Origin of the sequence: Pseudoxanthomonas spadix (genome assembly GCF_003703395.1) — a bacterium.
GTDB lineage: Bacteria > Pseudomonadota > Gammaproteobacteria > Xanthomonadales > Xanthomonadaceae > Pseudoxanthomonas_A > Pseudoxanthomonas_A spadix.
The window spans coordinates 38,649-54,913 of record NZ_RDQN01000005.1 but is presented as its reverse complement, the minus strand read 5'-3'; the positions used below and the strand labels follow the sequence as shown (position 1 = coordinate 54,913).

Sequence of the window (16,265 nt, the reverse complement as noted above, 5' to 3'; positions counted from 1 at the left end):
CCGGCCCTGGAGGCCGCGATGGCGTCGTCTGCCGCCGACCCATTGCGTCATGCCCTGCGGCTGGACGCGCTGGAACAGCAACTTCGCCCTTGCCTGCCGTTTCCCCTTTCGGAGCACTGCCGGCTTGCCAACATCGCGGGCGACCGTCTTGTTTTCGTGGTCGACTCGCCGGTGTGGAACGCCAGGCTGCGCCTGGCGTCGGCCGAACTGGTCGAAATGGCCCGATCCCTCGGTTTAGGGGTCAACTCCGTGACCGCCCGAACGTCCGTGCACCCCCTGTTTCCGACCGCGCAAGCCGGTCCGCCGACCCAGGGGCCTTCGCCGACCGCACGCCAGGCGCTGCGGGTGGCACTGGCCATGCTCGAGGAATCCGTGGCCGCCGAGTCATCTATCGTGAAACAGGGCCCGCACACTGGCGCGAAAAGTTAAGCGCCAGTGCAAGGACGGGGCATCCTACCGGCCCGAGGGATGCGAGTCGTTAGATCGAGGTTATAAAAAAGTTATCCGGCGCCTGTTCAGGCGACAGGATTCACAGAATGGCCAGATCGCCGCCGCAGTTCAGTGCGCCAGGAGCGGCGCGCCGTACAGGGCCGGGGCCGTTTCCCGGACCTCGGGGCCGAAGGAGACTTCTTCCCAGGCATCGGTCTGGGCCAACAGCGCGCGGACCAGGGCGTTGTTGAGCGCGTGGCCTGACTTGAAGCCCTCGTACCTGCCCAGGATCGGATGTCCGGCCAGGTACAGGTCGCCGATCGCGTCCAGGATCTTGTGGCGCACGAACTCGTCGGCGTAGCGCAGGCCGTCGTCGTTGAGCACGCGGAACTCGTCCAGCACGATCGCGTTGTCCATCGAGCCGCCCAGGCCCAGGTTGCGTTCGCGCATGTATTCCAGATCACGCATGAAGCCGAAGGTGCGCGCACGCGCCACCTCCTTGATGTAGCCGCCGGTGGAGAAGTCCACCTCGGCGCGCGACTGCGAGGCCGGGATCATCGGATGGTCGAACTGGACCGTGAAGCCCAGCTTGAAGCCTTCATAAGGATCGAAGCTGGCGATCTTGTCGCCATCGCGCACTTCCACGTGCTTGAGGATGCGGATGAACCGCTTGGGCACGTTCTGCTCGACGATGCCGGCCGACTGCAGCAGGAACACGAACGGACCGGCCGACCCGTCCATGATCGGCAGCTCGGCCGAGGACAGCTCGACATACACGTTGTCCACGCCCAGGCCAGCCAGGGCCGACAGCAGGTGCTCGACGGTCTGCACCTTGGCCGCGCCGCAGCTCAGGCCGGTGCACAGGGTGGTCTCGGTGACCAGCGTGGCATCGGCGGGAATCTCCACCACCGGCTCAAGATCGACGCGCCGGAACACCACCCCGGTATTGGGCGCGGCCGGGCGCAGGGTCATGAACACCTTTTCGCCGCTGTGCAGGCCCACGCCGGTGGCGCGGATCACGTTTTTGAGGGTGCGCTGGGGAATCATGGATTGCAGTTGGAGGACTCCAACGTCAAGATTTCGTGAGAATACCATGCCGGCGGTGAACCTGTACGGGGCAGGACAGTAATCCCCTCGACGCCGAAAGGGTGCCCGGGTGCCGCTGCAGGAAAAAACCCGCCGGACCGGCTACGCCGGCCCGACGGAAAACCAAGGGACATGACACGGTGACACGGTAACGCTGCCGCCCTTGCGCAGCCGCCGCCGGTCCCACTGGCGGCACGCAGGCGCTGCGGACGGGTGAATCAGTCGGCCTGGGTGAGCGGCACACACGCCAGGCACGGCCTCGCGTGCCGGCGAACGCCCGGCCATGGATGGCCGGGCAGGCCTATCCGGAGTCGCATCTGTTCCGCCATGGACGGCATCAGTCCGCTTGGCGACGCAGAAACGCCGGGATATCCAGGTAGTTGTCCGGCAGCTCCGCCGCCCCGGCCGGGGCACTGGACGCAGTGGCTTCGCCCGCATTGCGGCGCAGGCCCAGGCCCTGGGTCGCACCGACCACCGGATCGGACTTGCTGGTGGTGGTGTTGGGCATGGCCACCGCATCGATCGGCATGCCGGTGGTGGCGTCACGGACCAGCTTGATCGGTGCGCGCACCGGCTCGCGCTGGAAGCTGCCGCCCAGGTCGGCGCCGGTGCGGACCGGCTGGCGCACGGCGGCGCGGTTCAGGCCGGTGGCGACCACGGTCACCCGCACTTCGTCCTGCATGTTCGGATCGAGCACGGTGCCCACCACCACGGTGGCGTCCTCCGAAGCGAAGCCTTCCACGGTGCGGCCGACTTCGTCGAACTCGGCCATGGTGAAGTCCGGACCTGCGGTGATGTTGACCAGGATGCCGTTGGCGCCGGCCAGGTTCACATCGTCCAGCAGCGGGTTCTGGATCGCCGCTTCGGCCGCGGCCTGGGCGCGGTCGTCGCCACGGGCCACGCCGGTGCCCATCATGGCCAGGCCCATCTCGCTCATCACCGTGCGCACGTCGGCGAAGTCGACGTTGATCAGGCCCGGACGCACGATCAGGTCGGCGATGCCCTGCACCGCGCCCAGCAGCACGTCGTTGGCGGCGCGGAAGGCCTGGATCATGGTGGCGTTGCGGCCCAGCACGGTGATCAGCTTCTCGTTGGGGATGGTGATCAGCGAGTCGCAGTGCGTGGACAGTTCCTCGATGCCCTTGAGCGCGACCTGCATGCGGCGGCGACCCTCGAACGGGAACGGCTTGGTGACCACCGCCACGGTCAGGATGCCCATTTCCTTGGCCAGCTGGGCCACCACCGGCGCCGCGCCGGTGCCGGTGCCGCCGCCCATGCCGGCGGTGATGAACACCATGTCCGCGCCGGTCAGCGCCTCGATGATGCGGTCGCGGTCTTCCAGTGCGGCCTGGCGGCCCACTTCCGGGTTGGCGCCGGCGCCCAGGCCCTTGGTGACATTGCCGCCCAGCTGCAGCTGCAGCTTGGCGCCGCAGTTCTTGATGGCCTGGGAGTCGGTGTTGGCGGTGATGAATTCCACCCCGTCCACGCTGCTGTTGACCATGTGCGCCACGGCGTTGCCGCCGCCGCCGCCCACGCCGATGACCTTGATGACCGCGTTGGGGGTCATCGTTTCAACCAGTTCGAAATGTGCCATGTCCGTTGTCCTCATTGAGGCCGGGACTCGGGACTCGGGACTGGGGACTGGGGAAAGCCGCTTTCCCGTACCCTGCCCGGCCTTCGCGCCGGCGATTTTTCTGGTGGATGTCGCTTGTTGCCTGGAGCCGGGACTCGGGTTTCGGGACTGGGGACTCGGGAAAGCTGCTTTCCCGTACCCTGCCCGGCCTTCGCGCCGGCGATTTTTGCTCGTTCTTTCCGCCCTCCGTTCCGCTCTCCGCTCTCCGCTTTTCCGAGTCCCGGGTCCCGGGTCCCGGGTCCCGAGCCCCAAGTCCCGGCCTGATTCAAAACTCGCCGCGATACCAGTTCTGCAGTTTCTTGAACAAGCTGCCGGCCTTGCCGGTGGGCAGCGACGGGCGGCGCGGATGTTCGATCTGGCTGCCCATCAGCAGCAGGCCCACGCCGGTGGCGTGGACCGGGTTGCCGACCACTTCGCCCAGCCCGGTGACGTGCTGCGGGATGCCGATGCGCACCGGCATCTGCAGCATTTCCTCGGCCAGCTCGACCACCCCTTCCATCTTCGAGGCACCGCCGGTCAGGACCATGCCGGCGCGGACCAGCTCTTCGAAACCCGAGCGGCGCAGCTCGGCCTGGACCATCTCGAAGATCTCCTCGTAGCGTCCCTGCACCGCCTGGGCCAGCGCATGGCGCGGCATCCGCCGTGGCGGGCGGTCGCCGACCGATGGCACCTGGATGCTTTCCTCGGCGGTGGCCAACTGGGCCAGCGCGCAGGCGTAGCGAACCTTGATCTGCTCGGCTTCCGGGGTGGGCGTGCGCAGCATGTGGGCGATGTCGTTGGTGACGTGGTCGCCGGCGATCGGCAGCGACGCGGTGTGGCAGATCGCGCCCTGCACGAACACGGCCAGGTCGGTGGTGCCGGCGCCCATGTCGACCAGGACCACGCCCAGCTCGCGTTCGTCGGCAGTCAGCACCGCCACCGAGGAGGCCAGCGAGGACAGGATCAGGTCGTCGATCTGCAGGCCGCAGCGCTGCACGCACTTGGAGATGTTGGCCGCGGCCGACTGCGCGCAGACCACCAGGTGTGCATGGACTTCCAGGCGCACGCCGGTCATGCCGACCGGATTGCGGATGCCTTCCTGGGAATTGTCCAGCACGTATTCGCGCGGGATCGCGTGCAGGATCTTCTGGTCGGCGGGGATGGCCACGGCCCTGGCCGCATCCAGCACCCGATCCAGGTCCGACCAGGTCACCTCGCCGTCGCGGATCGGGACGATGCCCGGCGAGTTCCTGCACTGCACGTGGGCGCCGGAGATCGAGGCATAGACCGAGCGGATCTCGCAGCCGGCCATCAGCTCGGCTTCCTCCACCGCGCGCTGGATCGACTGCACGGTCGATTCGATATCCACCACCACCCCGCGCTTGAGCCCGCGCGATTCATGGCTGCCGATGCCGATCACCTCGATCGGGTTGCCGGGCGAATATTCACCGACCAGCGCCGTCACCTTGGAGGTGCCGATGTCCAGTCCGACGATCAGGGATTTGTCGCCTTTGCGGTTCATGTCGTCCTGCTGGAAATGGCGGATGAGGAGAAAGCCGGGACGCGGGACGCAGGACGCGGGACTCGCAAGAGCGGTGCCCGCGCGTTCCATACCGATGCCGCTTCTCTCGCCGTCGCCGGTGTCGCTGTTGCGCGCGCGCTTACCGAGTCCGGAGTCCCGGGTCCCGAGTCCCCGCTTTTGAGTCCCGGGTCCCGGCTTTGCTCGGCCCAGGTCAGGGAGAAGCCGTTGGTGTAGCGCAGGTCCGCCCGTTGCAGCGTGCGCGGGTCGCCCAGCAGACGCGGCAGCAGACGCGCGAAGCGCTGCAGGCGCGGGCGCGCATCGGCCCGGCCGATCACCACGTCCAGGCCGCTGCCCAGCTTCAGCGACCAGCTGCCGCGCGCATCCATCACCAGCGCATCGACCTTCAGGCCCATCGGCGCGAACAGCGCGCTGGCCTCGTTGTACAGCGCCACCACTTCGCCCACCTGCGCGTCGGGGCCGCCCAGCTGCGGCAGCGCGCTGGCATCGACGTTGCGCGGCACCGGGAACAACGCGCCTTCGACCGACAGCAGGCGATCGCTGCCCCAGCGCGCAAACGGCTTGTGCTCGACCACGATCACTTCCAGCGTGTCGGGCCAGCGCTTGCGCACCTGCGCGCGTTCGACCCACGGCAGGCGTTCGACCGCATCCTGGGCCTGGCCCAGCTGCACGGCAAAGAACCCGCGCTGTGCGTACGGCATCACCACCGCGCGCAGTTGCGCCGGATCCACCCGATGCAGCGCGCCACTGACACGCAGGCGGGTCAGCGGCCAGCGCTCGGCGCCGATCCAGCCGTTGAACACGGCCACCACCGGCAGCGCGACCAGCGCCAGGGCCAGGATCCAGGTCAGCACGCGCAGCACGTTGCTCATGCCGGGCGCGCCTGAAGGGTCGATTCCAGGATGCGCCAGCACAGTTCCTCGAAACCGATACCGGCCTGGCGCGCCGCCTTGGGCACCAGCGAATGGCTGGTCATGCCCGGCGCGGTGTTCACTTCGATCAACTGCAGGCCGCGTGACACATCGCGCATCACATCCACCCGGCCCCAGCCGCTGCAGGCGGCACTTTCGAAGGCAGCCAGTGACAACCGGCGGATCTGGATTTCCTCCTGGCCGGACAGGCCCGGGCACAGATACTGGGTGTCCTCGGCGATGTACTTGGCGTGGTAGTCGTACCAGGCCCCGGCCGGCACGATCCTGATCGAGGGCAGCGCGACCCCGTCCAGGATGCCGACGGTGTATTCCTCGCCCTGCACCATCTGCTCGATCAGCAGCTCGCCGTCATAACCGGCGGCAAAGTCGATGGCCGGCTGCAGGTCCTGCTCGGCCAGGACCCGGAACACGCCCACGCTGGAGCCTTCGGTCGAGGGCTTGACGAACACCGGCAGACCCAGCTCGGCCGCCGCCGCGCGCAGGTCGTCCCCGCGCCGGATGCGGCGGAAGGCCGGAGTCGGCAGGCCCGAGGCGATCCACACCTGCTTGGTGCGGATCTTGTCCAGGGTCAGGGCGCAGCCCAGCACGCCCGGCCCGGTGAAGGGCACCTTCAGCGCCGTCAGCAGGCCCTGCAGCACGCCATTTTCACCGTCGCCGCCGTGCAGGATGTTGAACACCCGATCGATGGCACCGGCCCGGATCTGTTCCAGCAGGGCCGGCAGGCCATCGACCGCATGGGCCTGCACGCCCCGCGCCTGCAAGGCCTCGAGCACGTTGCGCCCCGAGTTCAGGGACACCTCGCGCTCGCTGGAGGTCCCGCCCATCAACACGGCAACCCGACCGAACGCGGCCGGATCGGTGTTGCGCGGCGGCGGGAAGGACGGCGCGCTCATGCGTCGGTGCCCTTCGAAAAGCCGTGCGCGGCGATCTGCTGGGCCACATGGCCAATGTCGCCGGCACCCATCATCAGCAGCAGGTCGCCGTCCTGCAGCAGGTCGGGCAGCACCGCCGGCAGCTCGCCGACCTGGCTGACCACGACCGGTTCGTTGCGGCCGCGCGCCCGGATCGCGCGCGCCAGCGACTTGGCATCGGCGCCGGCGATGGGTGCTTCGCCGGCCGGATAGACCTCGCTCAGCACCAGCGCATCGACTTCGCTCAGGACCGCGGCGAAGGCGTCGAACTGGTCGCGGGTGCGGCTGTAGCGATGCGGCTGGAAGGCCACCACCAGGCGCTTGTCCGGCCAGCCGCCGCGGGCGGCGGCGAACACCGCGGCCAGCTCGTTGGGGTGGTGGCCGTAGTCGTCGATCAGCTGCACCGTGGCGCCGCGGCCGGTGTCGATCGCACCCAGGTCGTTGAAGCGGCGGCCGATGCCGGAGAAGTTGGCCAGCGCGCGGGCGATCGTGCCCGGCTGCACGCCCAGCTGCCAGCCGACCGCGGCCGCGGCCAGCGCGTTGAGCACGTTGTGCCTGCCCGGCAGGGCCAGGGTGACGTTGACCGACACATCCTCGGGCAGGCGCAGGGTGAAGCGCATCCGGCCCGCTTGCTGGACCACGTTTTCGGCGCGGATGTCGGCGTTGTCGGACAGGCCGTAGGTCATCACGTGGCGCGGGGTTTCGGCGGCCAGCGCGGCCACTTCCGGATCGTCGATGCACAGCACCGCCAGGCCGTAGAACGGCAGGCGCTGCAGGAATTCGGCGAAGGCGGCCTGGACCCGGGCAAAGTCGTTGCCGTAGTTCTCCAGGTGATCGGCGTCGATATTGGTGATGACCGCGATCAGCGGGCTCAGGCGCAGGAAGCTGCCGTCGCTCTCGTCGGCCTCGGCCACCAGCCACTGGCCATCGCCGAGCTTGGCATTGGCGCCGGCCGAGAGCAGCTGGCCGCCGATCACGTAGGTCGGATCCAGGCCACCTTCGCTCAGCACCGCCGCGGTCAGGCTGGTGGTGGTGGTCTTGCCGTGGGTGCCGGCCACGGCGATGCCGCGGCGAAAGCGCATCAGCTCGGCCAGCATCATCGCCCGTGGCACGATCGGGATGCGCTGGCTGCGCGCCTCCATCAGCTCGGGGTTGTCGGCCCTGATCGCGCTGGAGACCACCACGCAATCGGTGCCCAGCACGTTGGCGGCATTGTGGCCGCGCATCACCCGCGCGCCCAGCGAGGCCAGCCGCCTGGTCGCGGCATTTTCCGCGGCATCGGAACCAGACACCTCATAGCCCAGCGTGCACAGCACTTCGGCGATCCCGCTCATGCCCGAGCCGCCGATGCCGACAAAGTGCACGCGGCGGAAGACCTGGGCCAGGTCGCCGGTGTTCTGCAGCCGGCGTTCACGCGCCGCGGCAATCATGCGGCCTCCTCCAGAATGATGTCTGCGATGCGCTCTGCGGCATCGGGACGCGCCAGGCGGCGCGCGGCGGTGGCCATGTCCAGGCGGCGCGGTGCATCGGCCGACAACACCGCCAGCACCCGCTGCAGCTGCACGCCCAAGCTGTCGTCCTGCTTGAGCAGGACCGCGGCGCCATGTTCGACCAGGTAGCGGGCGTTGCGGGTCTGGTGGTCGTCGACCGCGGCGGCGAAGGGCACCAGCACGCTGCCGACCCCGGCCGCGCACAGCTCGGCCAGGGTCGAGGCACCGGCCCGGCACACCACCAGATCGGCCCATGCATAGGCGCCGGCCATGTCGGCGATGAAGCTTTCCACGCTGGCCTGGACGCCGGCCTGGGCGTAGGCCGCATCGGCCTCGGCGCGCAGTTTTTCGCCGCACTGGTGGCGCACCTGCGCCGGCAGCTTCAACGCGGCCAGGGCCTGCGGCACGGCGCTGTTCAAGACGCGCGCGCCCTGGCTGCCGCCCAGCACCAGCAGGCGCAGCGGGCCGTTGCGATCGGCCAGGCGCTGGTCGGGCGCGGCGATGGCCGCGATCTCCGCTCGCACCGGGTTGCCGACCACTTCCTCGCGCGCGGCGAAGCTGCCCGGGAAGCCGGTCAACACCCGCCGGGCGAACCTGGACAGGACCTTGTTGGTCATCCCCGGCGCGCGGTTCTGTTCGTGCACCAGCAGCGGACGGCCTTGCAGGCGTGCGGCCAGGCCACCGGGGCCGGCGGCGTAGCCACCGAAGCTGATCACCGCGCGCGGATCGCGCCGGCGCAGCACCGCAGCGGCGGCCTTGACCGCGCCCAGCACGCGCAGTGGCGCGCCCAGCAGGGCCAGGGTGCCCTTGCCGCGCAGGCCCCTGACCGCGATGGTGTCCAGGGCGATGTCGTGCTGCGGCACCAGCCGCGTTTCCATCTGCCCGTCCGCGCCCAGCCACACCACCGGCACGTTGCGCGCGCGCAGCACCTTGGCCACGGCCAGCGCGGGGAAGATGTGGCCACCGGTGCCGCCGGCCAGGATCATCACCGGATGCTCCTCTTGCATCTGCGCACCGACAGGTGCGGGCCTTTGCGAGGCAGTGGCGTGAACACTCATCCGATCCTCTCGAAGGTGGGCTCGATGCGCGAGGTCAGGCGACTGCTGCCGCGGGTGGTCGCGGCCGCCGCTGCGACAGGGGCCGCAGGGGCGGGCGAAGGCGAAGGCTTGCTGCCATCGGCCGGCGGCGGCGCCGCTTCCCCACGCAGCAGGGCGACCTGCCTCTCGGCCCGGCTCAACTCATACGACACGCGCAGCAGCAGGCCCATCGCCGCGCAGGTCATCAGCACCGAGGAACCGCCGGAGGAGATCAGCGGCAGGGTCAGGCCCTTGGTCGGCAGCATGCCCAGGTTCACGCCGACCGAGACGAAGGCCTGCATGCCGATCCACAGGGCGATGCCGAAGGCGATGTAGCCGGCGAAGTGGCGGCGCATCTCCACGCAGCGATAGCCGATGTAGCAGGCGCGACCGACCAGCAGCGCGTACAGGCCGATCACCGCGCACACCCCGGCAAAGCCAAGCTCCTCGCCGATCACCGAGAAGATGAAGTCGGTGTGCGCCTCGGGCAGGTAGTTGAGCTTCTGCACCGAACTGCCCAGCCCGACCCCGGTCCACTGGCCGCGGCCGATGGCCATCAGCGCGTTGGACAGCTGGTAGCCCGAGCCCAGCTGGTCGGCCCACGGATCCAGGAACGAGGTCACCCGGCGCATGCGGTAGGGTTCGAACACCACCAGCGCCACCAGCCCCGGCAGCGCAACCAGCACCGGCATCGACATGCGCGGCAGGTTGACCCCGCCCAGCACCAGCATGCCGGCGGTGATGCCCAGCAGCAGGGTGGACGAACCGAAGTCCGGCTGCGCCAGCAGCAGCGCGATCAGCAGCACCGCCACGCCCAGCGGCTTGAGCATCGCCGGCCAGGTGGCGTTGACCTCATCGCGAAAGCGCACCAGGTAGCTGGCCAGCCAGACGATGTAGAGCACCTTGACCGCTTCGACCGTCTGGAAGCGGGTGACCAGCAGGTTGATCCAGCGCCGCGCGCCGTTGACCTTCACCCCCAGCCCCGGGACGAACACCAGCAACAGCAGCAGCACGCAGCCGATCAGCAGCAGCCGGTTGTACTTCTCGATGGTCTTCAGCTCCATGCGCATGGCCGCCCAGGCCAGCCCCAGGCCCAGGCCCACGAACAGGACGTGGCGGGTCAGGTAGTAGAACGGCGTACTGGCCATGGCGATGGAACTGGAGGCCACCATCACCACGCCCACCGAGATCAGCGCGGCAACAGCGCTGGCCAGCCAGAAATCGTACTGGCCGACGATGGATTCCAGGCGCGTGGCCTGCCTGCGATGGTCGTTCATCAGCGCACCTTCAATGTGGCCAGACCGACGAGCACCAGGATCACCGTGATGATCCAGAAGCGCACGATCACGCGCGGTTCCGGCCAGCCCTTGAGCTCGAAATGGTGGTGGATCGGCGCCATGCGGAAGACCCGCTTGCCGGTCAGCTTGAACGAGGCGACCTGGATCATCACCGACAGCGTCTCGATGACAAAGATCCCGCCCATGATCACCAGCACCAGCTCCTGGCGCACGATCACCGCGATGGTGCCCAGGACCGCGCCCAGGGCCAGCGCGCCGATGTCGCCCATGAACACCATGGCCGGATAGGTGTTGAACCACAAAAAGCCCAGGCCGGCACCGGCGATGGCCGTGCAGATGATCACCAGCTCGCCGGCGCCGGGCACCTGCGGGATCTGCAGGTAGCTAGAAAACACCGCATTGCCCGAGGCATAGGCGAACACGCCCAGCGCGCAGGCCACCATCACCGTGGGCATGATCGCCAGGCCATCCAGGCCGTCGGTCAGGTTGACCGCGTTGGAGAAACCGACGATCCAGAAGTAGGCGATGGCGATGAAGCCCACCCCGGCCAGCGGCAGGGCCACGGCCTTGAACAGCGGGATGTAGAAGGTGGTCGCGGCGGCGACATCGGCGGTGTGCCACAGGAAGAGGCCTGCGGCCAGGCCGAAGATCGACTGCAGCAGGTACTTCCAGCGCGACTTCAAGCCATTGGGATCGCGCCTGACGATCTTGATCCAGTCGTCATACCAGCCGATTGCACCGAAGCCGAGCATCACCACCAGCACCAGCCACACGTAGCGGTTGCGCAGGTCGCCCCACAGCATCACCGACAGGAACACCGTCACCAGGATCAGCGAGCCGCCCATGGTCGGGGTGCCGGCCTTGGAGAAGTGCGATTGCGGGCCGTCGCTGCGGATCGGCTGCCCCCCCTTGAACTGGGCCAGCCGGCGGATCACCGCCGGGCCCAGCCACAGTGACAGGAACAACGAGGTCAGCGCCGCCAGGATGCCGCGCAGGGTGATGTAGTTGAACAGCGCGAACAGGCTCTCCAACTGGGTCAGCCAGCGGGTCAGTTCAAGCAGCATGCGCGGTGCCTCCCGAAGAGTGCGTGGGTGCGGCCGGAAGCAGCGCCGACACGATGCGGTCCATGGCACTGCCACGGGAGCCCTTGATCAGAAGCACGGGACCCGGGACCCGGGACCCGGGACCCGGAACAGCAGCTTGCGCAGGCGCGACGGACAGCGTTTGCGCCTGCTTCTCGCGGGTTCCGGGTCCCGGGTCCGGGTCTGCGATCTGTTGCAGATCGTGCTGCAGGGCCTGGGCCAGCGCGGCATGACTGTCGAACACGCGCGCCCCTTCGCCGAAGGCGTGGGCGGCATGGGCACTGAGCGGCCCCAGCGCATACAGCCGGGCGATGCCGGCCTGCCGGGCACGGGCGCCGGCGGCAGCGTGCAGCGTGGCGGCTTCCGGGCCCAGTTCGCGCATGTCGCCCAGCACCAGCCAGCCCTGTCTGGTCGCGGCAGCCAGGGTGGCGATGGCGGCATCGAGCGAGGCGGGATTGGCGTTGTAGCTGTCATCGATCAGCATCGCGCCACGGTCCAGCCGATGGGCCAGGAGCCGGCCGGCGACCGGTCGGGCCGCGGCCAGGCCTTCGGCGATCACCGCCAGCGGCACCCCGCAGCCCAGCGCGATGGCCGCCGCGGCCAGCGCGTTGCGCACGTTGTGGCGGCCCGGCAGGGCCAGCGCGACCGGGGCTTCACCGTCCGGGCTGACCAGGGTGAAGCGCGAGCCCTGGGCATCGGTCATGACCGCGCGGGCGCTGACCTCGGCGCTGGATTCCAGGCCGAAGCGCAGCACCCGCCGGCCCGGGACCAGGGCGGCGAAGTATTCGCCGAAGGCGTCGTCGGCGTTGATCACCGCCACCCCATCGGCCGGCAGCGCGCTGTAGATCGCGCCCTTGGTTTGGGCCACGCCCAGCAGGCTGCCCAGGCGTTCCAGGTGCGCGGCGGCGACGTTGTTGACCAGGGCCACGTCCGGGCGCGCGATCCGGGTCAGGTAGGCGATGTCGCCCGGCTTGCCGGCGCCCATTTCGTAGACGGCGAACTCGGCCTGGTCCGGCGCCTCGATCACCGCCAGCGGCAGGCCGATCTCGTTGTTGCGATTGCCGGGACTGGAATAGGTCTGGCCGGCGCGCTGCAGGATGGCGCTCACCAGCATCTTGACGCTGGTCTTGCCGTTGCTGCCGGTGATCGCCACGACCTTGCCGCTGCGGTCGCGCTGCAGGCCGGCGGCAAGCCGGGCCAGGGCCAGCTGGGCGTCGGCCACGATCACCTGCGGCAGCTCGGATTGGACCGCGTGCTCGACCAGCAGCGCCGCCGCGCCAGCCTGTGCGGCCGCGGCGACAAAGTCGTGCCCATCAAAGCGCTCGCCACGCAGGGCCACGTACAGACTGCCGCTGCGCAGCGCGCGGGTGTCGTTGGACACTGCGTCCACTGTGGTGTCCTCGCCGTGCAGGTGGCCGCCGGCCAGGTGGGCGATGAGCGAGAGCGCAAGCCGGTTCATCGCCGCACCTGCGCAGGGTCCGGCGCGCGCGCCTGCAGGGCGATGCGGGCCTGCACGGTGTCATCGAAGGCCTGCTTGACCCCGCCGATGTCCTGATAGGGCTCGTGGCCCTTGCCGGCGATCAGGACGATGTCGCCGGCCCTGGCTTGGCCGATGGCGCGGGCGATGGCCGCGGCGCGATCGCGCTGCACGGCGTAGACCGCATCGTCGGAGAAGCCGGCGAGGATGTCGGCCACGATCGCCTCGCCGTCTTCGTGGCGCGGATTGTCGTCGGTGACGATCACCACATCGGCATGGTCCTGCGCGATCCTGGCCATCTGCGGACGCTTGCCGGCATCGCGCTGGCCACCGCAGCCGAACACGCAGATCAGCCGGCCGGCCACGTGCGCGCGCAGGCTGGTCAGGGCCTGCGCCAGCGCGTCGGGTGTATGCGCGTAGTCGATCACCACCAGCGGCTGGCCATCGACGCCGCCGAGGCGGTTCATGCGGCCGTGGATCGGCTGCAGCTGCGTAAGCGTGCGCGCGATCTGCGCCGGCGCATCGCCGGTGGCCAGCAGCACGCCGGCCACCGCCAGCAGGTTGTCGACGTTGAAACGGCCCAGCAGTGGCGAGCGCACCGGATGGGTGGTGGCGCCGATCACCAGGTCGAAACCGATCCCGGCGTTGTCCAGCACCACCTCGCGCGCCTGCACGCGGGCAGCGGTCGCGCCATGGGCGCTGACCCCGACCAGCTGCACGTCCCCGGCCAGCGTGCCCGCCAGGGTCGCGCCGAAGCCATCGTCCAGGTTGATCACCGCCGCCTTCAGCCCCGGGCGCTGGAACAGCCGCGCCTTGGCCGCGCCGTAGCGCTGCATGTCGCCGTGGTAGTCCAGGTGATCGCGGCTGAGGTTGGTGAACACCGCCACGTCGAAATGCACGCCGTCCACGCGGGTCTGGGCCAGCGCGTGCGAGCTGACTTCCATCGCGATCGCCTGTGCGCCGGCATCGTGCAGCTGGGCCAGCAGCGCATGCAGCTCGAGCACCAGCGGTGTGGTGAAGCCGGTCGGCCGCAGCTGGCCGTACAGGCCCGCGCCCAACGTGCCGATGCTGGCGCTCACGGTGCCGCGCAGGTGCCAGGCCTGGCTCAGCAGCTGCACGGTGGAGGTCTTGCCGTTGGTGCCGGTGACACCGACCATCGTCATCTGCTGCGAGGGGTGGCCGTAGAAGGTGTCGGCCAGCGCCCCCAGGCGCGCCCGCAGGCCGGGCACGGCGATCGCATCGGCTGGTGCGGGCAGCGACTCCGGGGCCGGCGGTTCGAACAGGATCGCCACTGCGCCGCGCGCACGCGCCTGCTCGACAAAGCCCAGTCCGTGCCAGCTGGAGGCGCTGTTGTCGACCGGGCCGATCGCCACGAAGGCATCACCGGCGCGCACGCTGCGGCTGTCCTGGGTCAGGCCGTGCACGACCACCCCTGCCGGGATGGCGGGCACGTCGGGCAGCAGCGCGGACAGGGCCATGGCGCGGCTCATTCCAGGCTCCTGGGCAGGGCCGGTTCGGTCTCGGCCTGGATCGGTGCGGGCAACGGCCTGGGCAGCGCGGCGACCGTGGCTGGCGCACGCCTGGGTGCCTGTGCGGCGCGCCTGGCTTCGTCCCTGGCCTGCATCGCCAGCCAGCTGTCGATATCGTCCGGCGGCACGTCCATCAGGCGCAGGGTGCCTTCCATGACGTTGTGGAACACCGGCGCCGAGACCAGGCCGCCGTAATACTTGCCGGCCTGCGGATCGCGGATCACCGTGACCATCACGTAGCGCGGATGGGTGGCCGGCACCAGCCCGGCGAACAGCGCGGTGTAGTGGCCCGAGGCATAGCTGCCGCCGGCGGCGATGCGCGCGGTCCCGGTCTTGCCGGCCACGTGGTAGCCGGGGATCGCCGCGTCTTTCGCGCCGCCCTGGGTGACCACGGTCTCCATCATCGCGATGACCTGGCGGGCCACTTCAGCCGGGACCACCTGCACGGCATTCTCGTTGCGCATGCCCTTGACGAAGGTCGGCGTCACCAGCTGGCCGCCGTTGCCGATGGTGGCGTAGGCGCGTGCAATCTGCAGCGGCGACACGTTCAGGCCGTAGCCGTAGGACATGGTGGTCTTGGTGGTGCCGTACCAGCCCGGGCTTCCGGGCGAGGGCACCGTGCCGGTGGCTTCCCCGGGGAAACCGCTGTGCGGCTTGCTGCCGTAGCCGAAGGCCCGGACCGTGTCGTAGAAGGTCTGGTCCGGCACCTTCTCCACGATCTTGGCCGCGCCGATGTTGGAGCTGCGGGTGATCACCCCGCCCACGGTCAGCACGCCGTTGTTGCGCGGCACATCGCGGATGGTGAAGCCACCCCTGAGCGCCATGTAGCCGGGATTGGTATCGATCAGGGTGTTGGCCGTCACCACCCCGGCGGCCAGCGCGGTGGACACGGTCAGCGGCTTCATCGTCGAGCCGGGCTCGACCAGGTCGGTCACCGCCCGGTTGCGGTGCGCGTCCGGCCTGCCAAGGTCAGCGGCGTTGGGGTTGAAGGTCGGCAGGTTGGCCATGGCGATGACCTCGCCGGTGGCCACGTCCAGGATCACCACCGAACCGCCGGCCGCCTGGTTTTCCTCCACCGCGTTGCGCAGCTCGCGGGTGGCCAGGTACTGGATGCGACGGTCGATGCTCAGGGTCAGGTCATTGCCTGGCTGCGCGGCGCGCACCAGGTCGATGTTCTCGACGATATGCCCGGCCTGGTCGCGGATGACCTTCTTCAGGCCCGGCTTGCCGCGCAACCAGTCGTCGAACGCCAGCTCCAGGCCTTCCTGGCCACGGTCGTCGATGTTGGTGAAGCCCAGGATGTGGGCCATCGCCTCGCCCTGCGGGTAGAAGCGCTTGTACTCGCGCTGCGCATACACCCCCGGCACGTGGCGGGCGACGATCGCCCTGGCCGCGTCGGGGTTGATCCGGCGCTTGAGGTACATGAACTCGCGGTCGGCCTTCTGGCTGACCCGGCGGGTCAGGCTGTCCAGCGGCTCGCCCAGCGCCTGGGCCAGCTCGGGGAAGCGGTCCGGGTTCTTCATCAGCTCCTTGGGATCGCACCACACCGATTCGACCGGCGAGGACACCGCCACCGGCTCGCCATTGCGGTCGGTGATCATGCCGCGCGAGGTCGGGATGGCGATCTCGCGCATGAAGCGCGCATCGCCCTCCTTCTGATAGAAGTCGCTGTTGACCAGCTGCACGTAGGCGGCCCGGCCGATCAGGCTGACCGAGCACAGGGCCATCGTGCAGCCGACCAGCATCAGCCGGTTGCGCAGGCTGAAGCGTGCGCGGTTGCGGTTGCGCGGCAGCGCGCCGCGG

Annotated in this window: 13 protein-coding genes; 1 reads left to right on the top strand and 12 read right to left on the bottom strand. The window is 69.4% G+C overall.

The features are described from left to right. Positions 1 to 18 precede the first annotated feature (18 nt). Positions 19 to 429: a DciA family protein gene (locus D9R12_RS09685; protein ID WP_014159414.1), complete on the top strand. Its 411-nt coding sequence runs from the start codon at positions 19 to 21 to the stop codon at positions 427 to 429. A gap of 129 nt (positions 430 to 558) precedes the next feature. Here the strand turns inward: D9R12_RS09685 and lpxC are convergent, their stop codons facing one another. The 12 genes from lpxC to D9R12_RS09625 form a co-directional block, all read right to left on the bottom strand. Beyond that, positions 559 to 1,476 (bottom strand): UDP-3-O-acyl-N-acetylglucosamine deacetylase, encoded by a 918-nt coding sequence (gene lpxC, locus D9R12_RS09680; protein ID WP_122230086.1) that lies wholly within the window; start codon positions 1,474 to 1,476, stop codon positions 559 to 561. A 376-nt stretch (positions 1,477 to 1,852) separates the two neighbouring features. Further along, complete coding sequence (gene ftsZ, locus D9R12_RS09675; RefSeq protein ID WP_122230084.1) at positions 1,853 to 3,109, bottom strand: cell division protein FtsZ; 1,257 nt, start codon at positions 3,107 to 3,109, stop codon at positions 1,853 to 1,855. Positions 3,110 to 3,413: 304 nt separating this feature from the next. Then, a complete protein-coding gene (gene ftsA / locus D9R12_RS09670) occupies positions 3,414 to 4,649 on the bottom strand; it encodes a cell division protein FtsA (RefSeq protein WP_014159411.1) in 1,236 nt (411 codons plus the stop codon). Next, positions 4,646 to 5,539, bottom strand: a complete 894-nt coding sequence (locus tag D9R12_RS09665; RefSeq protein ID WP_122230082.1) for a cell division protein FtsQ/DivIB — start codon at positions 5,537 to 5,539, stop codon at positions 4,646 to 4,648. The genes ftsA and D9R12_RS09665 overlap by 4 nt, the downstream gene beginning before the upstream one ends. Continuing rightward, complete coding sequence (locus tag D9R12_RS09660) at positions 5,536 to 6,492, bottom strand: D-alanine--D-alanine ligase (RefSeq protein ID WP_122230080.1); 957 nt, start codon at positions 6,490 to 6,492, stop codon at positions 5,536 to 5,538. Before D9R12_RS09660 ends, D9R12_RS09665 begins: the two co-directional genes overlap by 4 nt. After that, positions 6,489 to 7,940 carry a UDP-N-acetylmuramate--L-alanine ligase gene (gene murC / locus D9R12_RS09655; protein ID WP_122230078.1) on the bottom strand — a complete coding sequence of 484 codons (1,452 nt, stop codon included), beginning with the start codon at positions 7,938 to 7,940 and terminating at the stop codon, positions 6,489 to 6,491. The genes D9R12_RS09660 and murC overlap by 4 nt, the downstream gene beginning before the upstream one ends. After that, complete coding sequence (gene murG, locus D9R12_RS09650; RefSeq protein ID WP_342345477.1) at positions 7,937 to 9,058, bottom strand: undecaprenyldiphospho-muramoylpentapeptide beta-N-acetylglucosaminyltransferase; 1,122 nt, start codon at positions 9,056 to 9,058, stop codon at positions 7,937 to 7,939. The genes murC and murG overlap by 4 nt, the downstream gene beginning before the upstream one ends. Then, positions 9,055 to 10,353, bottom strand: coding sequence for a putative lipid II flippase FtsW (gene ftsW, locus D9R12_RS09645; protein ID WP_014159406.1), 1,299 nt, complete (start codon positions 10,351 to 10,353; stop codon positions 9,055 to 9,057). The genes murG and ftsW overlap by 4 nt, the downstream gene beginning before the upstream one ends. Further along, complete coding sequence (gene mraY, locus D9R12_RS09640; protein ID WP_122230074.1) at positions 10,353 to 11,438, bottom strand: phospho-N-acetylmuramoyl-pentapeptide-transferase; 1,086 nt, start codon at positions 11,436 to 11,438, stop codon at positions 10,353 to 10,355. The genes ftsW and mraY overlap by 1 nt, the downstream gene beginning before the upstream one ends. Continuing rightward, positions 11,428 to 12,915: a UDP-N-acetylmuramoyl-tripeptide--D-alanyl-D-alanine ligase gene (locus D9R12_RS09635; RefSeq protein ID WP_122230072.1), complete on the bottom strand. Its 1,488-nt coding sequence runs from the start codon at positions 12,913 to 12,915 to the stop codon at positions 11,428 to 11,430. Before D9R12_RS09635 ends, mraY begins: the two co-directional genes overlap by 11 nt. Continuing rightward, positions 12,912 to 14,423, bottom strand: a complete 1,512-nt coding sequence (locus D9R12_RS09630; protein ID WP_122230070.1) for a UDP-N-acetylmuramoyl-L-alanyl-D-glutamate--2,6-diaminopimelate ligase — start codon at positions 14,421 to 14,423, stop codon at positions 12,912 to 12,914. The genes D9R12_RS09635 and D9R12_RS09630 overlap by 4 nt, the downstream gene beginning before the upstream one ends. Beyond that, positions 14,420 to 16,207 (bottom strand): peptidoglycan D,D-transpeptidase FtsI family protein, encoded by a 1,788-nt coding sequence (locus D9R12_RS09625; RefSeq protein WP_244671877.1) that lies wholly within the window; start codon positions 16,205 to 16,207, stop codon positions 14,420 to 14,422. Before D9R12_RS09625 ends, D9R12_RS09630 begins: the two co-directional genes overlap by 4 nt. Between the last annotated feature and the right edge of the window lie 58 nt (positions 16,208 to 16,265).